Source organism: Streptomyces sp. NPDC036764 (genome assembly GCF_055609385.1).
The window spans coordinates 157,059-172,253 of sequence record NZ_JBVJPT010000001.1 but is presented as its reverse complement, the minus strand read 5'-3'; the positions used below and the strand labels follow the sequence as shown (position 1 = coordinate 172,253).

Below are 15,195 nucleotides of genomic sequence, written 5' to 3'. Positions count from 1 at the left end.
CTGCAGGTCAGGAGCCCTTGGCAGCAGGCTCCAGGATCGCCACGCACTCCACGTGATGAGTCATCGGAAACAGATCGAACGCCCGCAGCATCCGCACCCGATACCCCCCATCCCGGAAGTACCCCAAATCCCGCGCCAACGCCGCCGGATCACACGCCACGTACGCGATCCTGCGCGCGCCCAGCGACGCCAGGTGCTCGACCGTCTTGCGGCCCGCTCCCGCCCGCGGCGGGTCCAGGACGATCAGGTCGACCTCGGTGATGCCGGTGCGCGGCAGCACCGACTCGACCTTTCCCTGTTCGATGCGGACCCGTTCGAAGTCGGCCAGGTTGTGCCGGGCGTCCTCCACCGCACGCTTGCCGGACTCGATGCCGAGGACCGCGCCCTTGTCGCCGAGACGGTCGGCCAGGGCGCCCGCGAAGAGGCCCACGCCGCAGTAGAGGTCCAACGCCATCTCGCCCTTGCGCGGCAGCAGGCCCTGCATGACCGCCGTCACCAGGGTGTCCGCGGCCTTCGGGTGGACCTGCCAGAAGCCTCCGCTGCCGACTCGGTAGGTACGGCCGTCGGCACGCTCGCGGACGAAGGGGCGGCCGTGGACGCGGTGGGTGCCGCCGTCCTTCTCGCCGACCCGCATCACCGACACCGGCCGGTCCAGCTCCACGATCGGGAGCCTCGCCCCCGGTCGAGGCGTCAGGATCACCTGGCGGTCCTGCGAACCCGTCGCCGCGATGGCCTCCACCGAGGCCATGCCCGTCCAGTCCCGCTTCTCGATGCCCAGCTCGCTGACGCCCTCGGCGGCGATCATGCAGTGGTCGACCGGCTCCACCTCGTGCGAGCGGTGCCGGCGCAGTCCGGCGTGGCCGTCGGCGTCGACCGCGTACTGCACGCGCGTGCGCCACTGCGGCACCTGCCCCGCGGGCAGCTTGTCGCCCTCGGCCGGCATCACCGTGCCGTCCCAGCCGACGTCCTCGGGCGTCAGTCCCGCGAGCCGCTCGAGCTGCTCGGCGACGACATCGCCCTTCAGCCGGCGCTGCGCACCCGGCTTGGCGTGCTGCCAGTCGCAGCCCCCGCAGCGGCCGGGGCCGGCGTAGGGACAGGGCGCCTCGATGCGGTCCTTGGCGGCCGTGAGGATCTCGACGGCGTCCGCGCGCAGGAAGCGGTCACCCTCCTCACCCTCGGTCACCCGGGCCACGACCCGCTCGCCGGGCAGCGTGTGCCGGACGAACAGCACCTGACCGGCGTCGGTGCGGGCGATGCAGTGCCCGCCGTGGGCGACGGGGCCGATCTCGACCTCGTACTCCTCCCCCACCAGCGACTTCTTCTCTTCTGCCTGCATGGTGGGGTGACTCCAGATCGAGAGGGGGCGCGGCCCTCTCCAGACGTCTTCCGAGGGCCCGACAACAGCCCACCAGTCTACGTGCTCCCGACCGCCGCACGTACGCCCCGACCGCCGCACCCGCCCCTGGCCGGGACGTACGTGCGGCACCGCGCACCTCGCAAGCCGCAGCCGGCACCTCGTACGACCCCGCGCACCGCGCAACCCACGGCCGGGACTTCGCACGGCACCCCGCACCGCGCAACCCACGGCCGGCACCTCATACGACACCCCGCACCCCGCAAGCCACAGCCGGAGCCGGGCCCACGCCGCCCGCGTCAGCGCGGAGTGTCCGTCTCCTTCGGCCGCTCATGAGCCGGCCCCCGCCGCACCGCACCCGGCGCGTTCCACTCGCCCCGCTTGCGGGCGCGGACCTTCGCCACCTCGGAGGACTGGAGCTGGTAGGGCACCGAGGTGACCATGATGCCCGGCGTGAACAGCAGCCGGCCCTTCAGCCGCAGTGCGCTCTGGTTGTGCAGCAGGTGCTCGTACCAGTGGCCGACGACGTACTCGGGGATGATCACGGAAACCGCGTCGCGCGGCGACTCCTTGCGCACCCCCTTCACGTACTCGATGATCGGCCGCGTGATCTCGCGGTAGGGCGAGTCGAGGACCTTCAGCGGTACGTCGATGCCGCGCCGCTCCCACTCCTCGCGCAGCGCCTTGGTCTCCGCCGGGTCGACGTTGACGCTGAGCGCCTCAAGGGTGTCCGAGCGCAGCAGCTTGGCGTATGCCAGGGCGCGCAGCGCGGGGCGGTGGATCTTGGAGACCAGGACGACGGAGTGCACCCGGGACGGCCGGACGCTGTCGTCGCTGGGGCCCTCGGGGGCGGAGAGTTCCTCGGAGACGTGGTCGTAGTGGCGGCGGATCGCCGTCATCGTCACGTAGAAGATCACCATGCCGAGCAGGGCGACCCAGGCGCCGTGCGTGAACTTGGTGACCAGGACGACGACCAGGACGAGCCCGGTGAAGAAGGCGCCGAAGGTGTTGATCGCGCGGGAGCGGACCATGTGGCGGCGCTTGGCCTGGTCCTTCTCGGTGGCCAGCAGGCGGTTCCAGTGCCGGACCATGCCGATCTGGCTGAGCGTGAAGGACACGAACACGCCGACGATGTAGAGCTGGATCAGGCGCGTGGAGTCGGCGCCGTAGATCCACACCAGCAGCGCGGCCGCGCCCGCCAGCAGCACGATGCCGTTGGAGAAGGCGAGCCGGTCGCCGCGGGTGTGGAGCTGGCGCGGCAGATAGCGGTCCTGGGCGAGGATCGAGCCGAGCACCGGGAAGCCGTTGTAGGCGGTGTTGGCCGCGAGGAACAGCACCAGCGCGGTGGCCGCGGCGAGCACGATGAAGAAGAAGCTGCCCTTGCCGAAGACGGCCTCCGCCACCTGCGTGATTACCGGGTTCTGGACATAGCCGGAGCCGACCGCGACGCCGTCCTTCAGCAGGTCGACCGCCGGGTTCTCGGCCATGCGGACCTTGGTCGTCATGGCGAGCCCGATGATGCCGCAGAACATGGTGACGGCCAGCAGGCCCATCGCGGCGAGCGTGGTCGCGGCGTTCTTCGACTTGGGCTTGCGGAAGGCCGGCACGCCGTTGGAGATCGCCTCGACACCGGTCAGCGCGGCACAGCCCGAGGAGAAGGCCCGCAGGAGCAGGAAGACGAGTGCGAAGCCCGCGAGTCCCTGGTGCTCCGGCTTGATCTCGTACGACGCCGTGGGTGCCCGCATGGTGTCGTCGAGGACCAGTCCCCGGAACGCGCCCCAAGCGATCATGATGAAGACGCCGGCGACGAAGACGTAGGTCGGGATCGCGAAGAGGCTGCCGGACTCCTTGACCCCGCGCAGGTTCATCAGCGTCAGCAGCAGGATCACCGCGGCCGCGCACTCGACCTTGTGCTCGACGACGAACGGGACCGCGGAGCCGAGGTTCTCGATGCCGGAGGAGATGGAGACGGCGACGGTCAGGACGTAGTCGACCAGCAGGGCGCTCGCCACCGTCAGGCCCGCCTTGGGGCCGAGGTTGGTGGTCGCCACCTCGTAGTCGCCGCCGCCGCTCGGGTAGGCGTGCACGTTCTGCCGGTAGGAGGCGACCACGGTGAACATCAGCACGACGACCGCGACCGCGATCCAGGGGCTGAAGTGGTACGCCGACACGCCCGCGATGGAGAGGACCAGCAGCACTTCTCCGGGCGCGTACGCCACGGAGGACAGCGGGTCGGAGGCGAAAACGGGCAGCGCGATGCGCTTCGGCAGGAGCGTTTCCGCCAGCCGATCACTGCGCAGTGCGCGCCCGATCAGAATCCGTTTGGGCACGTCGGTCAGTTTGGACACAACAGAGAATCGTAGGCCCATGCCCTGGGCCGGAGCACATCCGGGTGAAATCGCGCACGGCGCGGGGGTGAATTCCGTGCCCGCGACGCGCCGGGCGCGGAGCCGGACGGCGTCCGCATGCCTCCATGACCTGCGTCGGTACGCTCATCACATCCGGGAGACACCATGTCGCAGACGACCGCTCAGCTCGTCGGAGTTCTCGTCTCGCTCGCCGGACTCGGCGTCCTGGCACTGGCCAGCCTCCGCAGCTTCAACCGCCGCTGAGGGCACCGGCGGACGCCCCGGTCGGCGTGTCAGAGCCGACGGTTACGGTTGGAGTGAGGCACACGCGCGTCCACGATCTGTACCGCGGGGGATCATTCAGGCCATTGCCCGGCATGATGTTGCCCAGCGGTCCGCGCCCGGCCCGCGACCGTTGCCCGGCGAACCGAGAGAAGGTTATGAGCACCACGTTCACGCAAGTCAGACGCCTCACGAGGAGTGCGGGGTAAGCGCCGTGCACATCGTCATCATGGGTTGCGGAAGGGTGGGCTCCGCTCTGGCCCAGACCCTGGAGCAACAAGGGCACACGGTCGCGGTGATCGACCAGGACCCCACCGCGTTCCGCCGACTGGGCCCCGGGTTCGGCGGCCGCCGCGTCACCGGCGTCGGCTTCGACCAGGACACCCTGCGCGAGGCCGGCATCGAGGAGGCGGGCGCTTTCGCCGCCGTCTCCAGCGGCGACAACTCCAACATCATCGCCGCCCGGGTGGCCCGCGAGATGTTCGGCGTGGAGAACGTCGCGGCCCGTATCTACGACCCTCGCCGCGCCGAGGTCTACCAGCGCCTGGGCATCCCCACCGTGGCCACCGTCCGCTGGACGGCCGACCAGATGCTGCGCCGGCTGCTGCCCTCGGGCGCCGAGCCGCTGTGGCGTGATCCCACCGGCGGCGTCCAGCTCGCCGAGGTGCACGCCTCCGCGGAGTGGGTGGGCCACAAGATCAGCCGGCTCCAGGAGGAGACGGGCGTCCGCGTGGCGTTCGTGACCCGCCTCGGCGAGGCGATCCTGCCCACCTCGCAGACGGTGTTGCAGGAGGGCGACCTGGTGCACGTCATGATGCGCACGGACGAGGTCGACAAGGTCGAGGCGGCATTCGCCAAGGGTCCCGAAGAGGAGGGCGGTCACTGATGAGGGTCGCCATTGCCGGTGCCGGCGCGGTGGGTCGCTCCATCGCGGGCGAACTGCTGGAGAACGGCCACGAGATCCTGCTCATCGACAAGGCGCCGACCGCCATCTCGGTCGAGCGGGTCCCGCAGGCGGAGTGGCTGCTGGCCGACGCGTGCGAGATCACGTCGCTGGACGAGGCGGCGCTCCAGCGCTGCAACGTGGTCATCGCGGCCACGGGTGACGACAAGGTCAACCTGGTCGTCTCCCTGCTGGCGAAGACGGAGTACGGCGTTCCGCGTGTCGTCGCCCGGGTGAACAACCCCAAGAACGAGTGGCTCTTCAACGAGTCGTGGGGCGTGGACGTGGCCGTGTCCACCCCGCGTCTGATGTCCGCCCTGGTCGAGGAGGCGGTGAGCGTCGGCGACCTGGTCCGCCTGCTCCGCTTCAGCCACGGCGACGCCAACCTCGTCGAGCTGACCCTCCCCGAGGAGTCGGCGCTGGCCGGCACCCAGGTCGGCGACGTCGAGTGGCCCCAGGACACGTCCCTGGTGACGATCATCCGCGGCACCCGCGTCCTGACCCCGTCCCGCGAGGACTCCCTGGAGGCGGGCGACGAGCTCCTCTTCGTGGCCGCCCAGGCCCGCGAGGAGCAGCTCGAGGACCTGCTGTCGGTCCGCCGCGAGGACACGGCGCTCTAGCAGCCACTTCGCGAGACAACGCAGGAAGGGCGCCCCGAAGTCTCGGGGCGCCCTTCCTTACGGTCTGTACGGCGAGTGGCTACTCTGCCTGGCCTGCGGCAGCCTTGCGCTCCTGCTCGGCCTTCTCGGCCGCCTCCATCTCCGCGAACACGTCGATCGGGGCCGGAGCCTTCGCCAGGAACACCCACGTCAGCCACACGGCCAGCAGGAAGGGCGGGATCTTCAGCGTGACCAGCACCCACCCGAACTGCGTGGTGTCGGCCCACCAGTACAGCGGGAAGAGGATCGCGCACTTGGCGAGCAGGATCAGTCCCCAGGCGTAACTGGCCTTGGCATAGGCCTTCTTGCGTCCGGGATTGCGCTTGCGCCAGGAGAGGTTCTCCTTGAACACCGGCCCGAGGATCAGGCCGATCAGCGGCACACCGCACAGGGTGGTGATGATGTACGCGAGCCCCAGCCCCAGCGTGTAGAGCATGCCGGGCAGATAGAAGTCCTTCGCGTTGCCCGTCATCATCGCGAACACGACACCGAAGGCGACGCCGAAGACACCACTGAACGCGTGCTTGACGGTGTCCCGCATCGCCAGGCGGACCACCACGAGCGCCAAGGACACCGCGAGGGCCGCGATGGCCGACATGTGGAGGTCCTTGTTGATCGTGTAGATGGTGACGAAGAGCAGGCCGGGCACGACCGTCTCGATCATGCCGCGCATGCCGCCAAAGGCCTCGAACAGCGCGGCCTCGGTCACCGCCCGGGAGTCATGCTCGGCGTCTGCGGTGGTGTCTTCGGTCGGCTTGTCGAGCGACGTCACCGGTTACTCCCGTCCAAGGGGTCTCAGTTCGTACTTCGGGTTGAACAGCACACGGCGGCCCCGGCTCATGGAGATCCGGCCCGATGCGATCAGCCGGCGCCCGGGCTCTATGCCCACTATGGAGCGTCTGCCGAGCCACACCACGTCCAGGGCGGCGGAGCCGTCGAACAGCTCGGCCTCCAGGGCCGGGACTCCCGCACGCGGCCGCAGGGTGACCGTGCGCAAGGTACCAGTAACCGTCACGATCTGCCGGTCATGGCAGTCACCGATCTTGATGCAGCCGGTGGTCTCGGCGTCCTCCCGCAGCTCCTCGGACTCCAGGTCCTCCTGCGACGAGGAGAGCCGGTCGAGCATGCGCCTGAACCGGCCCACCGACTTTTCGGAACGAGGAACAGCACTCATGCCTTGAAGCGTACCGGGGTGCACCGACACCTACGTACCCCTGGTGCCACCGTCCGAACCCGCGCCCCTCCGACCTGCGGACGTGGCCCGCGGTCACTTCTCGAACCGATACCCCATCCCGGGTTCCGTGATGAAGTGCTTCGGGTGCGCGGGGTCCGCCTCCAGCTTCCGGCGAAGCTGTGCCATGTACACCCGCAGGTAGTTCGTCTCCGTTCCGTACGACGGCCCCCACACCTCCTGGAGAAGCTGTTTCTGGCTGACCAGCCGCCCCGTGTTGCGGACCAGCACCTCCAGCAGATGCCACTCCGTGGGGGTGAGCCGTACGTCCCTCCCGCCGCGGTTGACCTTCTTCGCGGCCAGGTCGACGGTGAACTCCTCGGTCTCCACCAGCACGTCGTCCTCGCCGCCCCCGGTGGGCTCGGCCCGGCGGACGGCGGCCCGCAGCCGGGCCAGCAGCTCGTCCATGCCGAAGGGCTTGGTGACGTAGTCGTCGGCGCCCGCGTCGAGTGCCTCGACCTTCTCGTCGGAGGAGTGCCGGGCGGACAGCACCAGGATCGGCACCCGGGTCCAGCCGCGCAGTCCGCGGATCACCTCGACGCCGTCCATGTCGGGCAGACCGAGGTCGAGGACGACCACGTCGGGGTGGCGGGTGGCCGCGAGTTCGAGGGCGGCGGCACCGTCGTGGGCCGCGTCGACCTCGTACTTGCGGGCCTTGAGGTTGATCACGAGGGCGCGCACGATCTGCGGCTCGTCGTCGATCACCAGCACCCGGGTCATGTGGTCTGCCTTTCGGGCCGTACGGAGTGAACGGGCTCATCGGAGCCGGGGCCTCCCGTGACGGGAGAGGTCCCATCAGAGCGGGGGTGCCCCGTGGTGAGAGAGGGGTCCCCGGGGCCGGGAGGTTCCCCGGGCCGCGCAGGGCCGGGCGGTTCCCCAGTGCGCGCCGGGGCGGGTTGTTCCTCGGTACGCGCCAGGCCGGTTGGTTCCCCGGTGCGCGCTCCCGCCGCCCTGAGGGTGAGCACCATGGTGAGGCCGCCTCCGGGCGTGTCCTCGGCGTTCAGCGTGCCGCCCATGGCCTCGGCGAAGCCGCGTGCGACGGCTAGGCCGAGCCCGACCCCGGCGCCGCGCGGGGCGTCGCCATAGCGCTGGAAGGGCGCGAAGATGCGTTCCTTGGCCTCGTCCGGGACGCCGGGCCCGCGGTCGACCACCCGGGCCTCGACCCGGTCGGCGATGGCGCTGGCGGACACCAGGACCCTGCGGTCGTCCGGGCTGTACTTGACGGCGTTCTCGACCAGGTTGGCCACCGACCGCTCCAGCAGCCCGGGGTCCACGGCGACCATCGGCAGCGTCTCCGGGATGTCCAGGTCGACGCTGCCCTCCGGTACCCCGCCGAGCGCCATCGGCACCACCTCGTCGAGGTCGATCTCGCGGATCAGCGGCGTGACCGTGCCGGTCTGGAGGCGGGACATGTCGAGCAGGTTCCCGACGAGGTGGTCCAGCCGGTCGGCGCCGTCCTCGATGCCTTCCAGCAGCTCGGCCTCGTCCTCCTCGGACCAGGCCACGTCGTCGGAGCGCAGTGAGGAGACGGCCGCCTTGATGCCGGCGAGGGGCGTGCGCAAGTCGTGGCTGACCGCCGCCAGCAGCGCCGTGCGGATGCGGTTGCCCTCGGCGAGTTCCTTTGCCTGGTCGGCCTCGCGCTGCAGGCGCTGGCGGTCCAGGACGACCGCGGCCTGGGCGGCGAAGGCGGCGAGGACACGGCGGTCCTCGGCGGGCAGTACCCGGCCGGTCAGGGCGAGCGCCATGTGGTCGCCGACCGGGACGTCGACGTCGGCGTCCTCGGGTCGCGCCGGGGCCGTTCCCGCGCCCACGCTGCCCGCGCAGGTCCACGGGTCGACGTCGCTCGCCCGCTCCAGCAGGGCCGCCGAGTCCATGCCGAAGGTCTCGCGGACGCGCTCCAGCAGCTCCTCCAGGCCGGTCTCGCCGCGCAACACGTTCCCGGCGAGGTACGACAGGACCTCCGACTCGGCGCGCAGCCGGGCCGCCTGGTGGGTGCGGCGGGCGGCGAGGTCGACGACGGAGGCGACCGCCACCGCCACGAACACGAAGATCACCAGCGCGAGCAGGTTCTTCGGGTCGGCGATCGTCAGCCGGTGCAGCGGTTGTGTGAAGAACCAGTTCAGCAGCAGCGAGCAGACCGCGGCCGAGGCCAGTGCGGGGTAGAGCCCGCCGAGCAGGGCCGCCGCCACCGTCAGTGCCAGGAACAACAGCATGTCGTTCGCGAGCCCGAGGTCGGCGTCGATGTGGGTCAGCAGCAGCGCGAGCAGTGCCGGACCGCCGACGCCGACGAGCCAGCCCGCGAGGATCCGGGTCCGGCCGAGGCGCGCACCGCGGGCCACGGGCAGTCCGCGCCCCTTGGCGGCCTCCTCGTGCGTGACGATGTGCACGTCGAGGTCGGGGCCCGACTCCCGGGCGACGGTCGCGCCGACGCCGGGCCCGAAGACGTACTGCCAGCTCTTGCGGCGCGAGGAGCCGAGCACTATCTGGGTGGCGTTCGCCCCGCGCGCGAAGGCCAGCAGCGCCGCCGGGATGTCGTCGCCGACGACGTGGTGGAAGGTGCCGCCGAGGTCCTCGACGAGGGTGCGCTGGAGGGCCAGTTCCTTCGGCGAGGCGGACGTCAGCCCGTCGCTGCGGGCGATGTAGACGGCGAGCACCTCACCGCCGGCGCCCTTCTCCGCCAGCCGCGCGGCCCGGCGGATCAGCGTCCGTCCCTCCGGCCCGCCGGTCAGCCCGACGACGATCCGCTCCCGCGAACCCCAGATCCGCGACACCCGGTGATCGCTGCGGTACTGCTTCAGATACTCGTCGACCCGGTCGGCCACCCACAGCAGCGCCAGCTCCCGCAGGGCGGTGAGGTTTCCGGGGCGGAAGTAGTTGGACAGGGCCGCGTCGACCTTGTCGGGCTTGTAGATGTTGCCGTGCGCCATGCGGCGGCGCAGCGCCTGGGGCGACATGTCGACCAGCTCGATCTGGTCGGCCCGGCGCACCACCTCGTCCGGCACGGTCTCCTGCTGGCGGACGCCGGTGATGGACTCCACCACGTCCCCGAGGGACTCGAGGTGCTGGATGTTGACGGTCGATATGACGTCGATGCCGGCCGCGAGGAGTTCCTCGACGTCCTGCCAGCGCTTGGCGTTGCGGGAGCCGGGGATGTTGGTGTGGGCGAGCTCGTCGACCAGGGCGACCTGCGGGCGCCGGGCCAGGACGGCGTCCACGTCCATCTCGGTGAAGGCGCTCCCCCGGTACTCGAGAGGCCGGCGCCGCACCTGCTCCAGGCCGTGCAGCATCACCTCCGTGCGCTGCCGGTCGTGGTGCTCCACGAAGGCGACGACGCAGTCGGTGCCCCGTTCCACGCGCCGGTGGGCCTCGGACAGCATGGCGTACGTCTTGCCGACGCCCGGTGCCGCACCGAGGTAGATCCGAAGCCTGCCGCGTCCCATGGTCCCCATTGTCTTCCGGCCACTGCTGTTCACGCAGCGTCGACCTTACGGCCAACAATCGCGACAATTGGGGCAGGGTGGTGCGGCGGGGGCGTCTTTGACGCAATTCTGACGCTCCCGCCGCGTCTCACACGCCTTAGCTGGGGTTGTCGCCGTGGGTGAGGGTCTCCCACGCCACGAACAGGTTGTTGCTGCCGGCCGGGCGGCCGCGCTCGGTGAGCGTCTGGGTGTTGCTCATCGCGATGCCGAGGCGGTTGTGCAGGGCGTTGTAGCCCACCTCGGTGACCGGGCCGAGGCCCAGCTTCAGGGAGCCGCCGCACAGCCAGCTCGGGGCGGCCGTACCCAGTTGGTACTTCGCCTGGAACCCGAGCGCCTGCCGCAGCCGCTCGCCGACGTCGGTGCCGTACAGGTCCTGGCCCTGGATCCGGCTGGTCTCGGCGACGTGCGAGATCGCGGAGATGCCGTACCCGGTGTGGGTGAAGTCGCGGCACGTCTCCTGGGTGAGGCCGGTGACGAAGGTGGACTGCTTCTGCCAGTAGTTGACGATCTTCTCGCGGGTGTCGAGGTTCTGGCTCGGCACGGTCTTGGGCAGATCGCCGTCGGAGGACAGGTAGACGTAGGCGGCGGTGCGGGTGCGGAACTTCGCCATGGCCTTGTCGTACGACGCCTTGTCCTCCAGGAAGACGGAGATGCCGACGGCGGCCTCCATCATCGACAGCTCCCAGTTGCCGTTGGAGTTGGAGCCGTTGATGATCTCGGGCAGGTAGACGTTGCGAAGCATGGTGGCGAACCGTCCGGAGTTCGCCCAGCTCCCGGTGTACGTGTGCTTGATGATCTCGGCGGCCTTGGGCCAGGAGGAGCCGGCCCAGCCCGTCTGCAGCGGCGCGTTGCTGTTGGTGTGGTCCTTGATCACCGCGGACCAGGCGTCCATCAGCTCGATGGCCTTGCGCGCGTACCGCTCGTCACGGGTGATGTACCAGGCGAGGGCGTCGGTGTAGGCCGCTATCGCGTCCTCGCGCTCGTCGGTGCAGCCGTAGTTCGGGTTCGAGTACGAGCCGCACTCGACGACCGCGCGCGGCTTGGGAGCGCGGTTCAGATCGGCGTACCTGCTCGCCGTCATCTGGTCGAAGGCGCCCTTCCAGGGCTGGGCGCCGGCGTTGACCTTGGTGCGCACGAAGTCCAACTGGGACTTGGAGACGGTGACTCCGGGATGGACGAAGGTGGCGGGCGCCGCGTCGGCACGGTCGGCGTGCGGCCGCAGCAGCAGGGTGGACACCAGCGCGGTGGTCAGTACCGCGAACAGGGCGGCGCGACGGAATCTGCGGCGGTGACGTGCGGGAGCAGGTGACATGTGGGGGCCATCCGTTCTCGTACGTGAACAATGAGCGTCACTTTGAACACTCGCGATGGCCGCAGACGATAGGTACGGACCAATAGGCCGTCAAGGGTTCACGCACGAGAAAGGGCCGTACCCCGGACGGGGTACGGCCCTGGTGTCTTTACGATGCTCAGCGCACCTCGGTGATCTCCGGCCCGCGCTGGAGCTGGCCCATGCCACCGGAGAAGCGGGATCCCGCCTCCTCCTGCTGCACGCCCTCGGGAACCATCTGGGCGTCGTTGGGCAGTTGCAGGACGATCGGGTCGCGCGGGGCCATCGGACCCTCGCCGCGGACCACGACCGTGTCCCGGAAGATCTGCTCGAGCAGGCCGGCCGCCTGCGGCTGCACGGCGCCCTGGCCCGAGATCACACCGCGCAGGAACCAGCGCGGTCCGTCCACACCGACGAATCGCACGACCTGGAAACCGCCCGTGCCGTCCGGCAGTTGCACCGGCACCTGGGCCCGCAGCTCCCAGCCGAGCGAGCCCTCGACCTCGTCGATGATGCCACCCTGCTGGGTGATGCCGGAGCCGATCTCCTCGCGCACCTCGCCCCAGATTCCCTCGCGCTTGGGGGCGGCGAAGGCCTGGAGCTGGATGGCGCTGTCGCGCAGCACGACCGTCGCCGCGACGATCGCGTCGCCCGCGACCTCCACGCGCAGTTCCATGCCGTCCACGCCCGGCACGAACATGCCGCCCAGGTCCACCCGGCCCTCGGCGGGGTCACGGACCTCGGAGCTGTCCCAGGGCCCGTCGGGCCGCGGTTCCGGTTCGAGCCGCACACGCTCACGCGTGCCGTCGTCGTCCGCCTCAGAGTCGATGTCGACGACCTGCTCGGGCTCGCCGGCCGCGTCCTCGGCGGCACCCTTCTTGTTGCGACGTCCGAACACGTCACTGTCCTTCCCGGTCGGATACGACCGAAGCGTATCGATTCCCACCCGTTGCGCCGCCATCGGCGGCCTCATCGCTTATATCGCTTGTGCCGCTTGCAGTGCCCACCGCGGCATGGCCGCCGGTGGACCCGAAGCCCCCCTCGGCCCGTGCCGAATCGGGAAGCTCCGCCACCTCCTGGAAGCGAACCCTCTCGACCTGCTGGACGACCAGTTGGGCAATCCGGTCGAAGCGCTCGAACCGCACGGTCTCATGCGGGTCGAGATTCACCACGATCACCTTGATCTCCCCACGGTACCCGGCATCAACCGTCCCCGGGGCATTCACGAGGGCGACACCGAGGCGGGCGGCGAGACCTGAGCGCGGGTGCACGAAGGCCGCGTACCCCTCGGGGAGGGCGATCGACACCCCGGTGGGCAGGACGGCCCGCTCCCCGGGCTTCAGTTCCCGGCTCTCGGTGGTGCGCAGATCGGCTCCCGCGTCGCCGGGGTGCGCATACGTCGGAAGCGGTACGTCCGGATCGACGCGCCGGATCAGCACACTCAGGGGGTCACGGCTCACGGGTTCACCTCGAAGGCGCGGGCCCGCCGCACCTGGTCCGGGTCGTTCATGGCGGCCCGGATCTCCTCCGGGCGGCCGTTGTCGATGAAGTGGTCGACCTTCACCTCGACGAAGAGGGCGTCGGCGCGGACGGCGACGGGCCCGTCGGGGCCGCCGATCCGTCCGGTGGCGGTGGAGTAGATCTTGCGGCCCGCGACCGCCGTCACCTCGGCCTGGAGGTGCAGCACGGTGCCGACCGGAACCGGCCGCACGAAGTCGCTCTCCAGCCGCCCGGTCACGGCGATCGTCCGCAGCAGCCAGTTGAGAGAGCCGAGGGTCTCGTCGAGGGCGGTGGCGAGGACACCGCCGTGCGCGAGCCCGGGCGCACCCTGGTGGGCGGCCTGCACGGTGAACTCGGCGGTGATGCTCACGCCGTCCCCGGCCCGCGCCTCCAGATGCAGCCCGTGGGGCTGCTCGCCGCCACAGCCGAAACACTCGCCGTAGTGCGCGCCGAGAAGCTCACCGGGCGCGGGAGCGTCCGGATGCCGCACGGGTTTCACGGCGTCGGCCGGAGGCTTAAGAGCTGCTGAAGTACCTCTCACAGCCGCAGACCTTACCCGCGCGTCGGCGGCAGTCGGACACCGTGCCAAGCTTGGCTCATGCAGCTCTCCGCCACCCCGTACGAAGAACGTCTCACCGCCCCCCGGTCGTGGTGGCTGGTCTCGTTCCTGGTCGGACTCTCGCTGGCCCTCATCCTTCTGCCGTTCGGCACGCTTCCCATGCTCGCGGGCCTGGCGGGCGGCACCGCCGCGGCGGCGGTCGTGGCGAGTTCGTACGGCTCCATCCGCATCCGCGTGGTGGGCGACTCGCTGATCGCGGGTGAGGCGAAGCTCCCGGTTCGGGTGCTGGGCGAGGCGCATGTCATGGACGTGGAGGAGGCGCGGGCCTGGCGCACCTACAAGGCCGACACCCGGGCCTTCCTGCTGCTGCGCGCCTACATCCCGACGGCGTTGCGCGTGGAGGTCGTCGACCCCGAGGACCCGACCCCGTACCTGTACCTGTCGACGCGTGAGCCGGAGCGGCTGGCGGAGGCGATCAGGTCGGCGAAGGCCGCGGCCTAGCACACCAGATCGGGCCGTCATCGGCCTGGTCAAGCTTTGTTCTCTCCGTAGCAAAATCTTCGTCTCGGGGCTCTCCCGGGCCTCAGCCGTCCCCGAGCTCCTTGCGCCAGTGGCTTTGCTCGGTGTCGCCCATCGGCAGCGGCTCGGCCGGCTTCTCCAGCGGCGGTAGCTGCTCCAACTCCTCCCACGGCACCTGGATCTTGCGCAGGTCCGCGCGGATGCGCGCCGCGAGTTTCTTGGTGTCCCGCCGGTTCATGGCCGCGCCCACGGCGGCGCCCACCAGGAAGGGCATGAGGTTCGGCAGATTGCGCACCATGCGCTTCATGATCTGCTGACGCAGTTCACGCTTCATCTGCCCGCCGAGTGCGGCGTTGACGGTCGAGGGTTTGACCGGGTCGATGCCGCGTTCCTCGGTCCACGAGGACAGGTACGCGGTGCTGCGCTCCCGCAGATTGCCGGGCGGGCGCAATCCGTACACCTCGTGCAGTTCGGCGATCATCTTCAGTTCGATCGCGGCCACGCCGGTGATCTCGGCGGCCAGCTCGGTCGGCATCGCGGGCGGCACCGGCAGCATCGCCGCCGCGCCCACGCCTGCTCCGACCGTCGAGCTCGCGTTGGCCGCGCCCGCCACCAGCTTGTCGGCGATCTGCTCGGGCCCGAGACCCGGGAAGTGCCGCCGCAGCGTCTCGAGGTCACGTACGGGGATCCGCGGGGCGATCTCGATGATCCGGTCGGTCAGGTACCCGAGCGCCGCTCTGGCGCGGCTGCCGCCCCTGCGGACGCCTTCCCTGGCCTTTTCCCGGATGACCGCGACCCTCCGCCGGGCGACGGGCGCGTGAAAATCGGCCGACGCCGGGAGGTCGGCCCCGGACATCGGTTCGAGCGAGGCTCCCTTGTCGGATGAGCCCCGCTCGTCGTCACGCGCGCCGTAATGGCCGTCGGACGGCCGTTGGTCCGCTTCCTGCTTGCGGAAGCGGCGCTTCCGAGGAGGGGTCGAGCCAGTCATGCC

Annotated in this window: 14 protein-coding genes; 3 read left to right on the top strand and 11 right to left on the bottom strand. The window is 70.4% G+C overall.

Annotated elements, in window-relative coordinates:
- Nucleotides 1-7: 7 nt before the first annotated feature.
- Both ACZ69Q_RS00715 and ACZ69Q_RS00710 read right to left on the bottom strand, forming a co-directional pair.
- On the bottom strand, nucleotides 8-1,336 hold the full coding sequence (locus ACZ69Q_RS00715) for a class I SAM-dependent RNA methyltransferase (protein WP_471033959.1): 1,329 nt from the start codon (nucleotides 1,334-1,336) through the stop codon (nucleotides 8-10).
- Nucleotides 1,337-1,653: 317 nt separating this feature from the next.
- A complete protein-coding gene (locus ACZ69Q_RS00710; protein ID WP_471033955.1) occupies nucleotides 1,654-3,702 on the bottom strand; it encodes an APC family permease in 2,049 nt (682 codons plus the stop codon).
- Nucleotides 3,703-4,198: 496 nt separating this feature from the next.
- Between ACZ69Q_RS00710 and ACZ69Q_RS00705 the strand changes: the two genes are divergently transcribed.
- Nucleotides 4,199-4,870, top strand: a complete 672-nt coding sequence (locus tag ACZ69Q_RS00705; protein ID WP_471033949.1) for a potassium channel family protein — start codon at nucleotides 4,199-4,201, stop codon at nucleotides 4,868-4,870.
- Nucleotides 4,870-5,547 (top strand): potassium channel family protein, encoded by a 678-nt coding sequence (locus tag ACZ69Q_RS00700; protein WP_471033945.1) that lies wholly within the window; start codon nucleotides 4,870-4,872, stop codon nucleotides 5,545-5,547. The genes ACZ69Q_RS00705 and ACZ69Q_RS00700 overlap by 1 nt, the downstream gene beginning before the upstream one ends.
- Nucleotides 5,548-5,626: 79 nt before the next feature.
- On the opposite strand, the gene ACZ69Q_RS00695 is transcribed toward ACZ69Q_RS00700, so the two are convergent.
- The 8 genes from ACZ69Q_RS00695 to ACZ69Q_RS00660 all read right to left on the bottom strand — a co-directional run bounded on the left by ACZ69Q_RS00695 (nucleotide 5,627) and on the right by ACZ69Q_RS00660 (nucleotide 13,667).
- Complete coding sequence (locus ACZ69Q_RS00695) at nucleotides 5,627-6,358, bottom strand: DUF3159 domain-containing protein (RefSeq protein ID WP_471033940.1); 732 nt, start codon at nucleotides 6,356-6,358, stop codon at nucleotides 5,627-5,629.
- Nucleotides 6,359-6,361: 3 nt separating this feature from the next.
- On the bottom strand, nucleotides 6,362-6,760 hold the full coding sequence (locus tag ACZ69Q_RS00690; protein WP_351186738.1) for an OB-fold nucleic acid binding domain-containing protein: 399 nt from the start codon (nucleotides 6,758-6,760) through the stop codon (nucleotides 6,362-6,364).
- Between the two features lie 93 nt (nucleotides 6,761-6,853).
- The gene (locus ACZ69Q_RS00685; RefSeq protein ID WP_471033937.1) at nucleotides 6,854-7,537 is read right to left on the bottom strand and encodes a response regulator; all 684 of its coding nucleotides are present in this window, start codon (nucleotides 7,535-7,537) and stop codon (nucleotides 6,854-6,856) included.
- Nucleotides 7,534-10,257: a sensor histidine kinase gene (locus ACZ69Q_RS00680; RefSeq protein ID WP_471033934.1), complete on the bottom strand. Its 2,724-nt coding sequence runs from the start codon at nucleotides 10,255-10,257 to the stop codon at nucleotides 7,534-7,536. The genes ACZ69Q_RS00685 and ACZ69Q_RS00680 overlap by 4 nt, the downstream gene beginning before the upstream one ends.
- Nucleotides 10,258-10,393: 136 nt before the next feature.
- Complete coding sequence (locus tag ACZ69Q_RS00675) at nucleotides 10,394-11,608, bottom strand: alginate lyase family protein (protein WP_471033930.1); 1,215 nt, start codon at nucleotides 11,606-11,608, stop codon at nucleotides 10,394-10,396.
- A gap of 157 nt (nucleotides 11,609-11,765) precedes the next feature.
- Entirely contained in the window at nucleotides 11,766-12,524 is a 759-nt protein-coding gene (locus ACZ69Q_RS00670) for a DUF3710 domain-containing protein (protein WP_269640139.1), read from the bottom strand.
- Between the two features lies 1 nt (nucleotide 12,525).
- Nucleotides 12,526-13,086, bottom strand: coding sequence for a dUTP diphosphatase (dut, locus tag ACZ69Q_RS00665; RefSeq protein ID WP_471033926.1), 561 nt, complete (start codon nucleotides 13,084-13,086; stop codon nucleotides 12,526-12,528).
- Entirely contained in the window at nucleotides 13,083-13,667 is a 585-nt protein-coding gene (locus ACZ69Q_RS00660) for a PaaI family thioesterase (RefSeq protein ID WP_471033923.1), read from the bottom strand. The genes dut and ACZ69Q_RS00660 overlap by 4 nt, the downstream gene beginning before the upstream one ends.
- Before the next feature lie 57 nt (nucleotides 13,668-13,724).
- On the opposite strand from ACZ69Q_RS00660, the gene ACZ69Q_RS00655 reads away from it, so the two are divergent.
- On the top strand, nucleotides 13,725-14,186 hold the full coding sequence (locus ACZ69Q_RS00655) for a DUF3093 domain-containing protein (protein WP_471033920.1): 462 nt from the start codon (nucleotides 13,725-13,727) through the stop codon (nucleotides 14,184-14,186).
- 82 nt (nucleotides 14,187-14,268) lie between these two features.
- Here the strand turns inward: ACZ69Q_RS00655 and ACZ69Q_RS00650 are convergent, their stop codons facing one another.
- Complete coding sequence (locus ACZ69Q_RS00650) at nucleotides 14,269-15,192, bottom strand: hypothetical protein (protein ID WP_471033915.1); 924 nt, start codon at nucleotides 15,190-15,192, stop codon at nucleotides 14,269-14,271.
- Nucleotides 15,193-15,195: the final 3 nt, after the last annotated feature.

What these genes read in the sequence shown, in the direction of transcription:
- ACZ69Q_RS00715 (WP_471033959.1), bottom strand. Translation starts at nt 1,336, where the DNA reads ATGCAGGCAGAAGAGAAGAAGTCGCTGGTGGGGGAGGAGTACGAGGTC.
- ACZ69Q_RS00700 (WP_471033945.1), top strand. Translation starts at nt 4,870, where the DNA reads ATGAGGGTCGCCATTGCCGGTGCCGGCGCGGTGGGTCGCTCCATCGCG.
- ACZ69Q_RS00690 (WP_351186738.1), bottom strand. Translation starts at nt 6,760, where the DNA reads ATGAGTGCTGTTCCTCGTTCCGAAAAGTCGGTGGGCCGGTTCAGGCGC.
- ACZ69Q_RS00685 (WP_471033937.1), bottom strand. Translation starts at nt 7,537, where the DNA reads ATGACCCGGGTGCTGGTGATCGACGACGAGCCGCAGATCGTGCGCGCC.
- ACZ69Q_RS00680 (WP_471033934.1), bottom strand. Translation starts at nt 10,257, where the DNA reads ATGGGACGCGGCAGGCTTCGGATCTACCTCGGTGCGGCACCGGGCGTC.
- ACZ69Q_RS00675 (WP_471033930.1), bottom strand. Translation starts at nt 11,608, where the DNA reads ATGTCACCTGCTCCCGCACGTCACCGCCGCAGATTCCGTCGCGCCGCC.
- ACZ69Q_RS00655 (WP_471033920.1), top strand. Translation starts at nt 13,725, where the DNA reads ATGCAGCTCTCCGCCACCCCGTACGAAGAACGTCTCACCGCCCCCCGG.
- ACZ69Q_RS00650 (WP_471033915.1), bottom strand. Translation starts at nt 15,192, where the DNA reads ATGACTGGCTCGACCCCTCCTCGGAAGCGCCGCTTCCGCAAGCAGGAA.